At 45.7% G+C, this 18,001-nt stretch carries 13 protein-coding genes; 2 read left to right on the forward strand and 11 right to left on the reverse strand.

Annotated elements, in window-relative coordinates; all coding sequences use genetic code 11:
* Positions 1 to 61: 61 nt before the first annotated feature.
* The 6 genes from HYN49_RS09055 to HYN49_RS09080 form a co-directional block, all read right to left on the reverse strand.
* Complete coding sequence (locus HYN49_RS09055) at positions 62 to 919, reverse strand: TraB/GumN family protein (RefSeq protein ID WP_108903810.1); 858 nt, start codon at positions 917 to 919, stop codon at positions 62 to 64.
* Entirely contained in the window at positions 916 to 1,551 is a 636-nt protein-coding gene (locus HYN49_RS09060; RefSeq protein ID WP_108903811.1) for a hypothetical protein, read from the reverse strand. The genes HYN49_RS09055 and HYN49_RS09060 overlap by 4 nt, the downstream gene beginning before the upstream one ends.
* A 9-nt stretch (positions 1,552 to 1,560) precedes the next feature.
* Positions 1,561 to 2,055 (reverse strand): RNA polymerase sigma factor, encoded by a 495-nt coding sequence (locus HYN49_RS09065; RefSeq protein WP_108370717.1) that lies wholly within the window; start codon positions 2,053 to 2,055, stop codon positions 1,561 to 1,563.
* Positions 2,056 to 2,143: 88 nt separating this feature from the next.
* Complete coding sequence (locus HYN49_RS09070; RefSeq protein ID WP_108903812.1) at positions 2,144 to 3,205, reverse strand: DUF3810 domain-containing protein; 1,062 nt, start codon at positions 3,203 to 3,205, stop codon at positions 2,144 to 2,146.
* A gap of 32 nt (positions 3,206 to 3,237) precedes the next feature.
* The gene (locus HYN49_RS09075; RefSeq protein WP_108903813.1) at positions 3,238 to 3,597 is read right to left on the reverse strand and encodes a DUF2200 domain-containing protein; all 360 of its coding nucleotides are present in this window, start codon (positions 3,595 to 3,597) and stop codon (positions 3,238 to 3,240) included.
* Positions 3,584 to 4,042, reverse strand: coding sequence for a DUF5004 domain-containing protein (locus HYN49_RS09080; RefSeq protein WP_181368937.1), 459 nt, complete (start codon positions 4,040 to 4,042; stop codon positions 3,584 to 3,586). The genes HYN49_RS09075 and HYN49_RS09080 overlap by 14 nt, the downstream gene beginning before the upstream one ends.
* 156 nt (positions 4,043 to 4,198) lie before the next feature.
* Here HYN49_RS09080 and HYN49_RS09085 point away from each other — a divergent pair, with 156 nt between their 5' ends.
* The gene (locus HYN49_RS09085; protein WP_108903815.1) at positions 4,199 to 5,662 is read left to right on the forward strand and encodes an aminoacyl-histidine dipeptidase; all 1,464 of its coding nucleotides are present in this window, start codon (positions 4,199 to 4,201) and stop codon (positions 5,660 to 5,662) included.
* A gap of 162 nt (positions 5,663 to 5,824) precedes the next feature.
* On the opposite strand, the gene HYN49_RS09090 is transcribed toward HYN49_RS09085, so the two are convergent.
* The 5 genes from HYN49_RS09090 to HYN49_RS09110 form a co-directional block, all read right to left on the reverse strand.
* Positions 5,825 to 6,298 (reverse strand): DUF6265 family protein, encoded by a 474-nt coding sequence (locus tag HYN49_RS09090; RefSeq protein ID WP_146185076.1) that lies wholly within the window; start codon positions 6,296 to 6,298, stop codon positions 5,825 to 5,827.
* A gap of 31 nt (positions 6,299 to 6,329) precedes the next feature.
* Entirely contained in the window at positions 6,330 to 7,583 is a 1,254-nt protein-coding gene (locus HYN49_RS09095; protein ID WP_108903817.1) for a chloride channel protein, read from the reverse strand.
* Positions 7,584 to 7,950: 367 nt separating this feature from the next.
* A complete protein-coding gene (locus tag HYN49_RS09100) occupies positions 7,951 to 8,409 on the reverse strand; it encodes a guided entry of tail-anchored proteins factor 1 (protein WP_146185077.1) in 459 nt (152 codons plus the stop codon).
* Between the two features lie 92 nt (positions 8,410 to 8,501).
* On the reverse strand, positions 8,502 to 8,891 hold the full coding sequence (gene gloA2, locus HYN49_RS09105; protein WP_108903819.1) for an SMU1112c/YaeR family gloxylase I-like metalloprotein: 390 nt from the start codon (positions 8,889 to 8,891) through the stop codon (positions 8,502 to 8,504).
* 49 nt (positions 8,892 to 8,940) lie between these two features.
* On the reverse strand, positions 8,941 to 9,324 hold the full coding sequence (locus HYN49_RS09110) for a hypothetical protein (protein ID WP_146185078.1): 384 nt from the start codon (positions 9,322 to 9,324) through the stop codon (positions 8,941 to 8,943).
* A gap of 355 nt (positions 9,325 to 9,679) precedes the next feature.
* On the opposite strand from HYN49_RS09110, the gene HYN49_RS09115 reads away from it, so the two are divergent.
* Positions 9,680 to 17,902 (forward strand): RCC1 domain-containing protein, encoded by an 8,223-nt coding sequence (locus HYN49_RS09115; RefSeq protein ID WP_181368938.1) that lies wholly within the window; start codon positions 9,680 to 9,682, stop codon positions 17,900 to 17,902.
* Positions 17,903 to 18,001 lie beyond the last annotated feature (99 nt).

Genomic DNA, 18,001 nt, shown 5'->3' on the forward strand with positions numbered 1-18,001 from the left:
TAATTTGTATTGACTGATTTCTTAAAATCCTAAAGCGAAACTTTCTTACAATCCTTTCTTCCTAATTGACCGCTTTCACAGTATACCCTTTCTTACGCAACAGCGCAATCACACCCTTTTCACCGCCAAGATGCGCGGCACCTACACCAAAAAATGTCGGTTTTTCAGTAGCGATCTTAATGATGCGCGGAATCCAGTTGGCGTTGCGGTTTGTGAGCAGTTCGGCATCGAATTTTGAGGTCATTTCATTTTTGGATTCCTTCGACATTTCGAGCATGCCGTTCAGGTCCTGTTTTTGGTATAAGGCATACAATTCCTGGAATTCCTTTTTATCATTGGCCATATCATCTTTGGCAGTCTTTACCAATTCTTTCATTTGCTCCTCATAAGGAATCGCATCAAAAACCGACATCTGCTCGTCAACGGTTTCCAGTCCTAAAACTTCTTTATTGCTTTCAGTAGCTTTTTTCATCAATTCCTGTTCGATAGACAGCATCGGGCAATCGAGCAATTTGGTAATCATCAATGAACTGACAAAAAAAGGCTTGAGTGTATTCATGGTTTTAAGTGAAATACCCATATTTTTCTTAAGGAAGGCATCGACGGTCGCATAATCCTCAGGCGTGGCAAGGTCGGACATTTTTTTTCCGCCTGCCATATTGAGGCCTTTCATCATTTGCAGTTGCAGCGAAGTGTCGTCCATATCGAGCTCGAGGTACAATTGCTGGGTATTGTCCAGGCCTTCGGTTACTTTCGGGCTTAAAGTAGCATCGCAGGTGGCATGCATCGTGCCGAACAGATACGATGTTTTCAGTCCGTTGCCGCTGATTTCCCATAGCAGCGATTTTTCAGTCGGGGCCTGCGCCTTGGAAGGTACAAAAGCAAGCAGGCAAAGCAGTTTGAGGAAATGGCGTATCATTGTTCGGTTTTCTTTAATTCGTTGTAATTGTTGTACAGTTTTTTGAGCAGTATGCCGTAAAGCAGGCGGTAAAATAACCATACGGCAACTATCCCGATGGCAAGGATCACAATCCCGAGCCCTACCAAAAGCAGTGCAGCCGACATGCCGCTGTTTTCTGTGTTTTGGCGCAATGTGAGCAGTTTTTCATCGTGGTAATATTCCATAATCAAGGTCATCACGATGTCGAGTGCCACAATCCCGAGGTTGTACCAGATGTAATATTTGACGGTTTTCCTTGTCGCCAGGATGTTTTTCATCAGTTGGCGTGTGGAATCGGTGGTGGAAATGGTTTTGTAATTTTTGTAGAAAAAATAAATGAAGAACAGCAACACGCCATAGTTGACGATGTTCGAAATGAACATAAAATCTTCCAGGCCATAGCGTGCTACTTTGGCGTTGTATTTGTCATCGGTAAGCAATACCGAAATGGCAATCCAAAACAGGAATTCGACTACGCTGATGATGAGAATCCGCTTCACGATCGAAGACGATTTCTTGTGGATCATGGTATTGATCTGCTCTTCCGAAACCTGCTTAAACGGCTGGCCTTCCTTTTGCCAGTCTTTCTTTAATAAATCCAACTCTTTCATATAATTACCTTACGGATTTAATATTTTTTTCAGTTTTCCCTTAATCCTATTCATTTTAACCCTTGCGTTTACTTCGCTGATACCCAGTGTTTCCGATATTTCCTGGTAATCCTTATCTTCAAGGTACATGAAAATCAGTGCCTTTTCAATATCGTTGAGCTGGTAAACCGCCTGGTACAATAATTTAAGCTGTTCTTCCTCTTCATAATTGTACTCTTCCTGCTTGATAAAATGTTTGGTATTATCATATTCAACCGTCGATAACGAGCGCGTGCTTTTGCGGTATAGCGTAATGGCGGTGTTTAATGCCACGCGGTATGCCCAGGTTGAAAATTTACTTTCGCCGCGAAATTTCGGGTAGGCCTTCCATAACTGAATCGTGATTTCCTGGAATAAATCCTTATGCGCATCCTCACCCGAAGTATACAGCCTACAAATCTTGTGGATGATATTCTGGTTGGTCTGCAGTTGCTGCACAAAAGATTTCTCTAAACTTTCAGTCATATTGGGCGTTAGTAGTTTAATCGCGGTTTTGTTACACATAGCAAACCGGATTAGCGTAAAAATACAAATGTGTTTCGGTTTTATGAACTTAAAGCGGCTTGTTTTTGTAATAATTCACCATCAGTTCTACAAAACGGCTGTAGCCTTCCATGCCGTCTTTCTGCTGGTTCATTTTCAGGAACCGGTCATAGAATATTTTGAAACCAGATTCGATGAATGTTTCATATTGCTGCCAGAATTCCCTGCTCTCGCGGTAATTTTCGAGGATTCCTTTATTGATCAGCGGAAGGAATTCCTTGCTGCTGCCTTCTTTTTTCCGTTCAAAAGTATTCAGGCAATAACGAAGCGCAAACGAATACGCAGCATATTGGAAATACGGATCGTCATTGCTTTTTGCCGATAAGAATCCGATGAAATTCGCCTCACTTTCCGAAGCATAACCCAGCTGGTGCGCCATTTCGTGGCAAACCGTGACCGGAAATGAATACAATGGCATCTTGTCATTGACCTGGGCTTCGCCCGTAAACGGATTTAAATACCCTGAAAAGCCCATATACGTAAGCGGCAGGCTGTAAATTGACCCTTTGATACTGGAATGTATATAATCGAATTGCGGATATTGTTTCGAAAGGTGGCTGTATCCATTCAAAACCTTACCGTAAATGGTTTCGCGCGACTGCGGGAAAACGACTTTTGCATTTTGGTCTTTGGTGATTTTAAACTGGATGGCATTGGTCTTTTCAATAAGTTTCAGTGTAAATTCGCGCAGTTCGGTTTGCGTATAATCTTTGCGGATGCCTAAAGTTTCGTTTAGTGGGATCCTGTAATAATTGAATGCCCAGAGCAAATGGAATACGAAATATAAGACAGAAATGAAGCCTGTGATATGAAGTACATTCGCTTTCCAGTGTATTTTCCAGGTTTTCCTTTTCAGAAAAATCCACCGGAATATGAAAAAGAATACCACCGAATACAAAATGTCACCGATGGAAAACGGGATCCATCCGAATAAAACCCGCATGGCTTTCGAAATGGGTTGGTACAAACCGTTGCTGTAAAGGTATTCCACAGTGTCAGGAAAATACCCTAAAATTTTTATGATAAGTATTTGTACGAACAGTAGGGCAGGGAGGAGGTGTTTTTTTTTCAAAATCGGTTTGTAGATTTTTCAGTTCATAGAAGTTAGCTCCGCAAAATCTTCTCCATTGCCTTTCCTTTGGCCAACTCATCGATCAATTTATCCATATAACGGATTTTCTTCATCAGCGGATCTTCAATCTCTTCAATGCGGTAGCCACAAATAACACCTGTGATTTTTGGCGCATTCGGATGCAGTTGCGGTGCCTGCTTGAAAAAATCTTCAAAATTGGTCTTATCATCAATCTGCTGTTGCAACGCCTCCGGGCTGTAGCCAGTCAGCCAGCAGATGACAGTGTCGACTTCTTCTTTCGTGCGTCCTTTTTTTTCAGCCTTATTGATATAGTGAGGATAAACGCCGGCGAACGACATTTTGTATACTCTTTGGTTGTCAGTGTTTTTCATTTGTCGGTTTTACATTTAAAAGCCCGGGTATTTTATTTTCCCTGACCATCAGGAGGTTGACCTGCGGAGCGATCTCGAGTACCAGCGAATCATTTGCAAATTTCACGATTTTAGCCGCCCGCCAGTCGCCTTTTTCCTTCATGCTCAGTGTGGCTTCGTTTTCCACTTTCCATGTACCTTCAAGGGTAGTGAATTCGGTACTTCCTTTTTTTAATTTGCTTTCAGTATAAGTATTGTCGCTCCTGAATTCGGTCTTCATTTCTTTTACCGCCATCTGGCTGAATACCTCAATCGACAATGTTTGCCCAATTTTGGTGTTGATAAAAGCGTTCCATTTCCAGGTTCCGATGAGTTGCTGTGATATGCCTTGCTGCGGCGGTATCATTTTCGAGCTGCTCAATACGGCGAGGGTGACAATCGAAAATGCGATAATTTTAATTTTCATAAGAAAAGAATTAGTGACTTTCCAAATATAAGGAATTTGGCGTTTGATGGAAAGCATATGCATTTCTGGCGTAAATTATTTCCCTGTAGTTTGCCATCAGCACAAAACCCATTAACTTTGGCAAAACTTACTGTAAACTAACTTTTACCGCAAACTATGAGCAACGAAATACGCAACCTCGACCCTAAGCCACTTTGGAATAAATTCGCCGACCTGAATGCTGTGCCGCGACCTTCTAAAAAAGAAGACCGTGTCATTGAATTCATGAAGGATTTTGGCAACAGCCTCGGGCTCGAGACTTTTGAAGATGACATCCGCAATGTCATCATCCGCAAACCAGCGACCAAAGGCATGGAAAACCGGAAAGCAATTGTCATGCAGGGACACCTGGATATGGTGCATCAAAAAAATAATGATACGGTTTTCGATTTCGATACGCAGGGTATCGATATGTATGTAGACGGCGACTGGGTCCGTGCGAAAGGGACGACACTTGGCGCAGACAACGGCCTCGGCGTGGCGACCATTATGGCGATCCTTGAAAGCACCGACATCGCGCATCCTGCTATCGAAGCCTTGTTTACGATAGATGAGGAAACCGGAATGACAGGTGCTTTAAACCTTAAAGGTGGCATCCTGACCGGCGATATTCTGCTTAATCTGGATACCGAAGAAGATGACGAGATCGATATCGGTTGTGCCGGAGGTGTTGATGTCACTGCTTCTGCAGTTTATGATGAAGAAGATACGCCTGAGGGTTCCGTAGGCTACACGATTACTGTGAAAGGGCTTAACGGTGGACACTCCGGAATGGATATCCATAAAGGTTTGGGCAATGCCAATAAAATTATGAACCGGTTGTTGTTTGGCGGTTTTGAGAACTTCGGGTTGCAGATTGTTGAGATCAACGGCGGAAGTCTGCGCAATGCCATTCCTCGTGAAAGTGTTGCCAAAGTGATTATCGCAGGCATGTATGACGAAGCTTTTGTATTCGACATGCAGGAAGTGATAGGTGATATTAAAAAAGAGTTCAGTACTACCGAGCCAAAGTTGGAAATCCTGATTGAAAAAGCCGATTTGCCATCTAAAGTGATGCAGGTACCTGCACAGGAAGGTTTCCTGCGTGCCGTATATGCAGCGCATAACGGTGTGTATCGCATGAGCGCCGATATGGAGGATTTGGTGGAAACTTCAAATAATGTGGCAAAGATTACAGTGAAGAATGGCGAACTGGTGGTACAATGTCTGACCCGTTCTTCAGTGGAAAGTTCAAAATTCGATCTGGCGAATGCACTACGCTCTGCGTTTGAATTGTGTGGGTGCGAAGTCACATTCGGCGGTTCCTATCCGGGATGGACACCAAATGTAAATTCGGAAATCCTGGAGGTTTTGGTAAATATTTACGAAAAGCAAAACGGTGAAAAACCTAAAGTCGTTGCCTGCCATGCCGGACTGGAATGTGGTATATTAGGCACAAATTATCCGGATATGGATATGATTTCCTTCGGGCCTACGATTCACGGAGCACATTCCCCTGATGAAAGGGCAAGCATTAAATCGGCACAGAAATACTGGAAGTTTGTTTTGGAAATATTGGAGAATATTCCGGTAAGGAATTAAAGTATCAGCGAATGCTTTAATTAGCGGATCAGAAAATGAGATAATTAGAAAATGAATGGAATCCCTGCTTTTTTTGGCGGGGATTTTTATTCCGCATGTTTCATAATTGTTACAGTGTCAAATCCACTCGCTAATTACCACACTATCTCATTTCCCAATTTTCTAATTCTTCCGTTTCATACTGAAAATTTCCGTCTTTGGCTGTCCTTTTTCAACTCCTGAGATTTCGGCGATAAGGCTGTCTGCTTTGTGTGAGTAGACAATCTTTTGCGGGAAATCGTGCTGCGGATTCTCAAAAACCATCTGGTTTGCCCTGAACGAAGTCATCCTGAATGCTACTATTTTATTATTATTCTGCCCATTAACTTTGGCAAGATAGGAAAGCGAATCCTCGTGTTGCTTTAGCTGTAGGTCCTCAGAGAAAACCGTGTCCTGACCGATAATAAAATAAGCATGCCCGATCAGCATACTGTCGTTAAATGCCATCCATTCTTCAACAAGTTTGCCTGCCCTGGAGTCGTTTTCCCAACGTCCGATGAGCCATCTGGTATTTTCAATTTTCTCATAATGGCGGTCTTTCTTACAAGAAGACATAAAGGCACATAAGGCCAATACGGGGAGGACTTTGCGTAGCATACATTATTGTTTAGGTCAGCAAGATAACAAATTATGCTTTCTGGTACGTGTAAACCGTAAAGGGATAGAGTGATTTTGCCGTAAATTTTGCCACAAAACAAATCAGCAGTGCCGGAACGAGCAATGTATAATCGCCAATCAGCCCGCAGGTAAGGAATACCGCGGTTAAAGGCGCATGGATGCTTGCGCTGAGCATCGCACCCATGCCAAGAATCATGAAATTCAGCGGGATGACCTGTGCGCTGAAAAACGTATTGTGCAGCAATGCTATCAAAAGCCCGAGGAACGCGCCCATGAAAAGGCTTGGTGCAAACACGCCCCCATCGCCACCGGAGGCAAGGGTTGCAGATGTCGCAATGGGTTTCAACAGCACAATCGCCGCGAAAAGCATAAACAATCCGGGTGTCAATACCAGTGTTTGCGCGTGCTTCATATTTTCGGTAATGGCGTGGTAACCTTCACCATACAATTGTGGGAGCACAAACAGCAGAGATCCTAATATCACCGAGCTAATGACGATTTTCGAATAATAGGAATTCAATCGGGAATAGGTGGCTTTGAAAAACAATACGCAGCGCGTAAGATATACTGAAAGGCAGGCTGCGATTACGCCCAATAACAGGAACCAGGGCAACGCATGCAAATGCCAGCCAGTCAGATGAATGTTAAAAAGCGGTCCGTCATGGACCAGGTTGATCAGTAAAGTGGCGACTGTCAGGGCGACCAAAACCGCGGAAAGTTTCAACAGGTTCCATTTTTTGGAAATGATTTCATAACAGAAAAAGAAACCTGCGAGCGGGTTTCCGAATAAGGCAGTAATCCCGGCAGCAATTCCGCAGTTAATTAAGGTGGTTTTGTATTTGCGGAAACGGCTTTCTTTTTTCCGTGCCATCGAGCCGACAGTGGCTGTAGCAACCACCGTAGATACTTCAATTCCGGTTGATCCGCCGAAAATCACAGTAAGGAACCCGTTGATGAAATGCGAAGGGATCTTATAGGCTGGAAGACTGTTGCGTTTGTTGCTGACCGTTTCAAATATTTCGGTAATGCCCTTGTTTTCCTTTTTCATAAAGACCTTTTCACGCAGCCAGTGAATGACTGAAAGTGCCACAAACGGAAACAGGAAAAATAATATTGGGTATTCCTTCGCTTTCAGGAAAAAAGAAACCTCGTAAACAAAGGTTATGTTCTTAAGCACCAATGCCAGCAATGTGGAAAGCAGCCCGATTATTGCCGCTGCAGTAAGTAACAGTATTGTGAAATGTAATTTAGAAGTATGCTTCATTGTGAATCGCGGAATGAGTTGCAAAAATAACCATTGCCATAGCGAATGCCTATTTTTTTGGCAGTACTTTAACCTGTTAACAGTCATCAATGAAATGAAATGGCTAATGAATGTTTAATATTTGCTGCGCGTTTTACGTAAGCTCATGTTTCGGGAAAATTGTATTTTACCTTCAGGGAAGGGGATGGTGTTTTCCCTAAGAAATATAAATGATTATTTATTACGGAAAATCCACAGCAGTTGTTAAAGTTTTTAAATCTGTCTCAACTGTATCAATACATTAATCCGCGAATGCTGAATAAAAAAAGGCATCCGTGAGGACGCCCTTTGATAGAATCAATGATTCAGGTGATATTAAAGTGCTAATTTAATAATTGTGTTCTTTTTTGTAATCGTCAATGTCTTTATTGACGTCATCGACACTTTTTTGGACGCGTTCCTTGAAGGCATCCCAGCGCTCTTTTCCTTTGTTCGCCCAGTTATCGAGGTCTTTCTGCAATTCCTCGTTTTTGGCTTCGAGCTTGTCAATCTGCTTCTCGAATTTAGCCTGGTTTGCGGCTGATTCGGTTTTCAGTTTTACTTTAAACTCTGCAATGCGCGTTTTATTGTCGGCAATTAACTTGTTGGTTTCTGCTTTGAGTCTGGCATAATCAGAAACAGAATCGGTTTGTGCTGCATCAGCCTGTTCTTTTGCAATCTGCTCATCCTGCCTTGCCTCGATGACATCATCTTTGGCATCTTCAATGTCTTTTGACTCATTTTTACAGGAACCCAATAGCATGAGTGAAAAGATGGATGCAGCTGCAATCGTAATATGCTTTTTCATTTTTAATGGATTTTGAATTGTCATCCAAAGTTGTCAAAAGTACAATAAAAATCGTTTATGTGAATTTTTTATAATGTTGTAAAATTTCTTTTTTACTTCTCATAAAATTCGATCGGTAATTTGTCCGGATCTGCAATAAAGGTGAATTTTTTTCCTGTAAGTTCATCAGTGCGTAAGGGTTCTGACGCAACATTAAGGGATGAAAAATATTTTACAGCATCGAGTACATTGTCAACTTCAAATGCGAGGTGGCGCAGTCCCGTGGCTTCGGGCCTCGTAATCCTTACGGGCGGCGACGGGAATGAAAACAGTTCGATGCAATAATCGCCGTTCATGCATAAATCGAGTTTATGCGAATCGCGTTCGGCACGATAAGTTTCCCTGATGATCTCCAGTCCGAGTACTTTCGTATAAAAATATTTCGACACTTCATAGTCTGAACAGAGAATGGCAATGTGGTGGATGCGGTTGATCTTAAGCATATTTTTTTGGATTAGGCATAAAAAAAGCCTGACAGGCAGGCTTATGTAATTATTTTTCGTTGGCGCAAAGTCCTGCGATTTCATGGAATATATCATGGATTTCGCTGAGCAGGATAGTGATTTCTTTGTCGCTGCTGCCAATCTTGATTTTTTTGTGCAACGCCCAGCTTTTGATCTGCAGTTTTTCAGTTGCTACGAGGATTTCTTTTGTGCTGAATTCCTTAGGTTTTTCGCCCATGTTAAGCCTTTCTGCTTTTTGTGCCAGTTCCAGTGAGCGTGATTTTATCGGTTCAAGATTGCCTTCTTCGGAAGGGTGGAAGGTTTGTGAAATGATTTCGTGGAATTCCTTCATGGCCGGCCATTTATCAAAAGTGGATTGTGCAAATCCGGCGGGGGACACTATTATGACTAACAATAAGAATAACTTTTTCATAAGCTGTAAATTATACTGTACCAAAGATACGAAATCAGGTTGATTAAGCAATTATCCAGTGAACAGTAAATTTGCTGGGTCACTTACAGGCTTTTTGACTGCATTTGATAAATAATTATACGCACTTATCATTTTTAAGAATAGTGGCCAGACTTAAATAATAAATTTGGAAGCTGTTAAGACCACATTGGGGGAGCTATTCCGATGAAATGCTAAAAATTACGCTCAACGGTTGTCATACAATAGCTGTTAATAGTTTCTTAAAGCTATACAGTTGATTATTAAAAAATAAAACTATTTTTGGAAGCTTTCTTATGACTAAAAAAGCCAAAAACTAGACTATAAATTCATGTTTATGAGGACAAAAATTACTTCATTTTTATTATTTACATTACTTTTTATTTCCACATCGTACAGCCAATGCTGGCAAAGCGTTACTGCAGGATATGAAAGCAGCGCAGCTATAAAACCGGATGGAACACTCTGGACCTGGGGGTGGAATGGCTTCGGGCAACTGGGCTTAGGGAACACAACCAATGTGACGACACCTGTAAAAGTAGGGTCTGCCACCTGGAAAATGGTCAGCATGGGTACTGAAAGTACCTCTTCAGCCTACGCGATGGCAATCCAGACCAATGGCACCTTATGGGCCTGGGGTGGAAACGGCCAGGGGGAGTTGGGGATTGGAAACACGGTGCAGCAAAACAGCCCGGTACAGGTGGGCACTGCCACAAACTGGAAATACGTATATGCCGGCCTCAACCACACTGTAGCTATCAAGACAGACGGCACTATGTGGGCTTGGGGAAGGAATATTTACGGCCAGCTGGGTGACGGTACCAATACAAACCGTCTGAGCCCCGTCCAGGTGGGAACGGCCACAAACTGGAAGATGGCCGCTTTGGGAGGAAGCAATACGTTTGCATTGAAGACCGACGGTACGATTTGGGCATGTGGCGACAATGCAGGCTATTATGGAAATGGCACCACTACAAATTCCAATATTCCTGTACAGATCGGCACCGCAACAGACTGGCAAAGCATTTCACGTACCATGGGAACCATACTTGCCATCAAAACAGATGGTACGTTATGGGGATGGGGCGATAATAATTACGGCGAACTAGGTATCGGCAGCACTGCAACGGTAAGTTACACCCCTGTACAGGTCGGCACTGCCACATGGACATCGGTTTATGCCGCATGGGGTTCTAGTTTTGGGATAAAGACAGATGGCACGCTCTGGGCATGGGGCGATAATACCAAAGGACAGCTTGGTGATAATACGACTGTAAATAAACTGTCTCCGGTACAGGTAGGCACCACCAATAACTGGGCATCCATGGGGACCGGACTTACTTATACATTTGGGATCAAAACTGACGGCTCCATGTTTGCATGGGGTGCAAACCAAATGTCACAGCTTGGACTGGGCAACACCACGGAATACCATGTGCCGACAACAATAAATTGTACAGGCTGTGCAACAGCTGCAGAAGGGTTGTATCCTACAGCCACATTTACTCCGGCATGTACGGGAAGCCAGGAAACAATCACTGCAGATGCCTGGGCAGGAGAATACAGCAATGTGAATGTAGTAGCCAACAGGTCTTACACTTTCAATAGTTCCGTAACGACTGATTATGTTACCATCACCAATGCTGCCGGCTCAACCATTTATATCAGTGGGTCAGTACCGCTAACCTGGTTTTGTGCAACATCGGGAACCATCCGTTATGTATTGAATACGAACGCATCTTGTGGAACACAACAGACAAGCAGGACGAGGTATATTACCTGTAATGACGTATCCTGTACCACGCCTGTTACAGCATTAACGGCAAATAATATCGCATCAAATTCGGCCACCATTTCATGGACGGCTCCTTCGCCTGCGCCACCGTTGGGATACGAATATTTTTATTCAGATGTGAATGCAACTCCGGGTGCCAATCCATCCGGTCTTGGAGGAGTGGGGGCAGGGGTGTTAACCAAAACCCTAACCGGATTAACGACTGGCGTACGTTATTATTACTGGGTACGTACCAAATGTACGTCAACAATAAAAGGAAGCTGGGTTTCCGGTGGCAGTTTTGTGCCGACAGAAAACCCACCTTGCCTGAACGGAACCCAGTATCCATCAACGAATTATACGCCGACCTGCAGCGGTAGCCAGGAAACGATTGTCACCAACGCATGGGCTGGAGAATATACGCTGGTAAACGTGCTGGCCAATAAAGTCTATACTTTTAAAAGCTCTGTCGCGACTGATTATATTACCATCGCGAGTACAGACGGGTTGACGATTTACGCTACAGGAGTTTCACCGGTAGTCTGGACTTCGAATGCAGTAGCGGGAACGATAAAATATTTTTTCCATACCGGATCGGGTTGCGGGACATTGCAGACGAGCAGAATCAAGTACATTACCTGCGCCGATCCCTGCAACAATGATCCTTCAAACCTGGCGGCAGGAAATGTATATGCTACAAGCGCAACCCTATCGTGGACGGCTCCGGTTGTCGCTCCGGGACTCGATTATCAATATTATGTAAGCACGTCGACAACCGCGCCAACTGCAAATACATCACCCACGGGATCTGTAAATGCAACACTTACATCAGTAGCATTAAATAACCTTTCCGTTACGACGACATATAATTATTGGGTACGTTCCAGATGTTCAGCCACTTCAGTCGGCAACTGGATTCCAGGAACAGCATTTACGACTACAGGTTGTAACGCACCTGCAAATATTAATGTCAGTAATATAACGGCTGGCAGTGCTACACTATCATGGACGGCGCCTGCTTCATTGCCGGAATTTGGATATGAGTATTACTACAGTACTACTAATGTGGCTCCAGTAGCGGGAACATCACCATCTGGCAGCATCAGTTCGGGTGGTACTATTGCAGCTTTGGACCTGCTTCCGGACAGTACTTATTATGTATGGATGCGCTCAAGATGTGGTGGATCGGTATATGGCAGTTGGGTATCGGCAGGAAGTTTTACGTCTTTAAGCTGTAACCCACCGACGGATGTTTCTATCCGGTCCGTTTATGAAGGATTTCTTGTAGTGCAATTCGTAAGGCCGGCCGTTGTTCCTGAAGGATATGATTATTATGTCAGCACTGCAGCTACAGAACCCACTGCATCAACGCCGAAATCGGGCATTTTTTACATGAGTTCAGTCGATGAGGGTTATATATTCGACCTGCTGCCTGACACGACGTATTATGTGTGGATGCGTTCGAACTGCGGAAACGTTTCAAAAGGCGCGTGGATTTCTGCTGGATCGGCTACAACGCTGAGCTGTATGCCACCGACTGGCGTGAGTGTGGCCAATGTATTTTCAAGCACCGCGGAACTTTCTTTTCAAGGTCCGAGTATCGCACAGTATTATTACAATACTACTGGCGTTGCGCCTGATACATCAACCCAATATTCAGGTTTGGCTTTCCAAAATCCATACACAATAACGGGGCTAACACCTTCAACTACATATTATCTCTGGGTACGTACTTATTGCGATACTTATGCTTACAGTGATTGGATTGCCGTCGCTCCGTTTACGACTGAAGAAGGCAGGGAAGTTATGGGCACCTTTGTGAATAATACGACAGGAAGTACGACTTCATTTAATCAATCCGATTCGGTAACCTTTACATTCGGCCTGGCGACACCTGCTTATTGGGCAGGGTCCGGAAACTTATATGTATGGGCTTATTCTTCAGATATGGCTCAGGGCAACTTCCAGCCTTCGCCAAATAACGGCGCATTCGATGCCCCGCTGCCGGCGAGTACTTTGACCCTTAATCCAAATGGGACATATTCGATTACATTAAACCCTGTAAGCAGCTATTTTTCGAATCAGCCTTATATCGGGCGACTGGATTTTATCGTAAAGAATGCCAGCGGCAGCAAATTCAGTGCGCCAAACTATGCAGTGTTGGTTAATCCTGTACCAGCACCAACGGCCTTGAATCAATTATTCTGTTCACACGCAACAGTAGCCGATCTTGTGGCAACCGGCCAGAACATAAAGTGGTTTACAAGCGGCGCAGGTGGAACGTCGTTGGCGCTATCTACCCCATTAACAACAGGTGCTTATTATGCTTCACAAACGATAAACGGTAATGAAAGTCTGGGACGTGCCATGATTACCGTTACGGTTAATGAAGTATCGCTTTCGCCTGATTCGGCTACCCTTTGCGGCGATATGATCCAGCCGCTCACGGTAACCGCTGCCAACACGACAATCGTACTTAAAATAGGCACAGAAACACAAAGTAACGTCAATTATACACCTTACCAGGGTTATTGGGGAGGCGCAAGGTCGCAGGCAATTTATACCGCGGCTGAACTTGGTGCTATCGGATTGCAGGCAGGAAGTCCGATCAATTCCATAGGATATAAACTACAAAGCGGAACACCTATCCAGCTTAGTAATTTTACGGTTAAGGCAGGATTTACAACCGCATCGCTATTGCCAGGTTATATCGAAAGCCCTGCTTATACCGTCTTTACCGATGCCACATATGTACCAGCCACAGCAGTTGGTAATGTCGATTATATCTTATCCACACCTCTCATATGGGACGGTACCTCAAATTTACTGGTTGAAACCTGTTATAACAACAATAATAACGGGGGGACTGCTGCAAATAATTTAAGTGTCGAGTCTTCGTCAATTTCCACACAGCTTTATAAGCACAGGAAAATCGATAATGAGCCGAGTATCTGCACCATCACATCAACTGCAGAGATGACGCTAAGGCCAAACCTTCGATTAGGTACGACCTTTACCCCGATAATCAGCTGGTCACCTGCTAATGGATTGTATTCTGATGCATCTGCAACCATACCTTACACCGGAGAAAGCCTGAAAGTTGTTTATGTGAAAACAACTACGCCTTCCAGTTATAATGTGAATGTAACCACGGCGGGTTGTACGGCAACCTTCACGGCGACGATTGATGCTCATTTTACACCTGCTCCTGAGTCCGGCAAGCAATATTTCTGTTCAGGTGCGACTGTAGCCAATCTCGTTGCTACGGGAAGCAATATCAAATGGTATGACGCTGAGAATAACGTACTGAATTCAAGCGCATTATTGCATACAAGCGTATATTATGTTACACAAACTGCACACGGATGCGAAAGCACAAAAGCTGCGGTATCGGTTATTATCAACGATACCCCCGCGCCAGAAGTTGCCGCGCAGTCATTCTGTTCTGAAGCAACTGTGGCAGATTTGGTTGCCACAGGAACCGGGCTTCAATGGTTTGACAATGCCAATCATGTTCTGGCGTTGACTGAGATTATTCATACCGGGATTTATTATGTATCACAAACAGGCCATGGCTGTGAAAGCCCGAAAGCTGCATTTGCTGTAACGGTTAATGTTACCGCTGCTCCTGTTGCTGAAAATCAGGTTTTTTGTAATGCTGCGATTGTAGCAGATCTTGCAGCAGCAGGTGATAATATCAAATGGTATGATGCGTCAAATCATATTTTGAATGCTTCCGATGCATTGCAAAGTGGTATTTATTTTGCCACACAAACCCAAAATAACTGCGAAAGCGACCGAACCATGATCACCGTTACGGTAAACACTACGCCTGCGCCGGTGGTTGAAAACCAAACCTTCTGCGGTGCGGCATTGGTTTCAGATTTAATAGCTTCGGGTTCTGATTTAAGATGGTATGATGCTGAAAATAACGTTTTGGCAGCGAATCATAATCTCTCAACCGGAACGTATTATGTTTCCCAGACAGCACATGATTGTGAAAGTGAAAAAACGGAAGTGACCGTGACCGTCAATATTACAGTCGCACCTGTAACGTCAGCTCAGACTTTCTGCTCAGGGGCAACCGTTGCCGACTTAATAGCCACAGGAAATGACATAAAATGGTATGACAATAACCATATGCTTTTATCTGGAAATACTTTGCTCGTGACCGGTACTTATTATGTTTCTCAAACAGCCCACGCTTGTGAAAGTGAAATGACTGCTGCAGTGATTATGGTAAACCCAAACACTACCACCTCTGAAATGGTCACTGCCTGCGATTCCTACACCTGGAACGGGCAGTCCTACACTCAAAGCGGTGACTATACCCATACCAGCACCAATGCTTCAGGCTGTACACATATTGCAAATCTCCACCTGACGATCAACCACAGTACAACGATTTCCGAAACGGTAACAGCCTGCGGATCATATGCATGGTATGGGACTACTTATACTGCCAGCGGCGATTATACCCATACGGGTACCAACAGCTCAGGCTGCACTGAAACCGCCACGCTGCACCTTACGGTAAACCATACGCCTGCCCCGACGGCAAGCTCACAGTCGTTCTGCAGCGGCAGCATCGCAAACCTGACGGCTGCAGGTACCAACATCAAATGGTACGGCACCGCTTCGGGCGGCACGGCCCTGAGCACCGATACGGCCCTTGAACAGGGTACCTATTATGCCACACAAACCATCAACGGCTGCGAAAGCCCAAGGACTTCGGTAAGCGTTACGATCCAGGTAGCCATGCCATCGGCGCCGTCACCGCAAACGTTCCTTTGCGGTGCGAGAAGGACCAACCTTTCGGCTACAGGCACTACACTGAGATGGTATACCACCGCCACGGGCGGCACGGCCATGGCCTCGGCAGACCTGCTTGCCACGGGCACCTATTATGTTACCCAGACCATCGACGGCTGCCAAAGCTCGAGAAGGGCAGTGGAAGTGATCATCAACACGATCGCCCCACCGACGGCAAACGACCAGACCTATTGCTATAATGGCACCGTAGCGAACCTTATGGCCACCGGCACCGATATCAGGTGGTATGCCACGGCTACGGGCGGTACGGCATTGGCCACCACCACGACGCTAACCGCAGGCACCTATTACGCATCCCAGAAGACAGGCACTTGCGAGAGCCCAAGGACACCAATCAATGTGACGCTTTCCGGACCTGCACTCCCTGATGCGGCCTCACCACAGACCTACAACTGCGGTGCAAGGAGGACGAGCCTTACCGCTACGGGTACCGGACTCAAATGGTACACGACCGCCACGGGCGGCACGGCCATGCTGTCCTCAACACAGCTTGTTGCCGGATCGTATTATGTAAGCCAGACGATTGACGGCTGCGAGGGTGCGAGACGGGAAGTACAGGTAACGATCACATACCCGACCCCACCTACGGCATCCACACAGGTGTTCTGTACGGCGGCCACGGTGGCGAACCTTTACGCCACGGGCACAGGCGTCAAATGGTATGCGACAGATACGGATACCACACCTTTGGCATCATCCACACCGCTTTCCAGCGGGACCTATTACGCTTCACAGACCAACTCGATGGTGTGCGAGAGCACACGCACGGCGGTACAGGTGATCACGGGCGGCGCCCCTATGCCTGATGCCCCATCACCACAATCGTTCGTCTGCGGAACGAAGAGGCCGGCCCTTACGGCAACGGGCAGTTCATTGCTTTGGTACACCGTACCGACTGCAGGCACGGCACTGTCCTCAACAGCAGTGCTTGTCACGGGGACTTACTATGTGAGCCAGACCCTCAACGGCTGCGAGAGCACCAGAAGGTCGGTATCGGTAACGATCACGAACCCTGCGGCACCATCGGCATCGGCACAGACCTTATGCTCTGGATCCACAGTGGCTAACCTTACGGCAAACGGCACCGGCCTTAAATGGTACAGCACCCCGACAGGCGGCACGGCGTTGGCTTCTACGGCTCAGGTTACCGCCGGGACTTATTATGTATCACAAGGTTCGGGCAGCTGCGAGAGCGAGCGTACTGCGGTAAGCGTGGCAATCAATACCATCGCCATGCCTGATGCGCCATCACCACAGGTATTCAGCTGTAACGTGAAGAGGCCTGCCCTTACCGCTATGGGAACAAGCCTGTTGTGGTATACGGTGGCAACGGGCGGCACGGCATTGTCCTCGACGGCGCAGCTTGCTACGGGAACGTATTATGTGAGCCAGACCGTTGACGGCTGTACCAGCGCCAGGCGTGCGGTATCGGTGACGGTGAACGCTACGGCGCCACCGGCGGTATCGGACCAATCGCTTTGCCAGGGCAAACTGGTAAGCGACCTTACGGCTACGGGTACAGCACTGAGGTGGTATGCTGCGTCGAGCGGCGGGACACCGTTGGCACCGTCGGTGCAGCTTACGGCAGCAACGTATTATGTGACCCAGACGATCAATGGCTGCGAGAGCCTCAGGGCTGCATCGAACGTGACACTGATGCCTTGTGCGGTGAGGATGCCTGAGACGGCTAAGGATGATACCACATCGAATGAGGATATCGCTTCAGCGTACCACATCAGGATATTCCCTAACCCGACGGCTTCGGTGATCAACATCAAATCGGATGGTGATTTCAAAGTAGAGCGGGTGGTCATCCTGGATTCAGCGGGAAGGGTAGTGCTGGAGCAATCCGGAGCAGACCAGGTGGATGTATCACGATTCGCAAGAGGGGTGTATATCCTCCAGGCATTCTCAGGAGAGCAGCGCTACCAGGCGAAGTTCATTAAGGAATAAGCTTAAGCTAAAAATAAATAAAAAAAAGCCGGACCCAATGTCCGGCTTTTTTATGGTGCTACTGTTACCTGATGTAGAGGTGATGCTTCATTTTTACGG

This window comes from Flavobacterium pallidum, from assembly GCF_003097535.1.
GTDB lineage: Bacteria > Bacteroidota > Bacteroidia > Flavobacteriales > Flavobacteriaceae > Flavobacterium > Flavobacterium pallidum.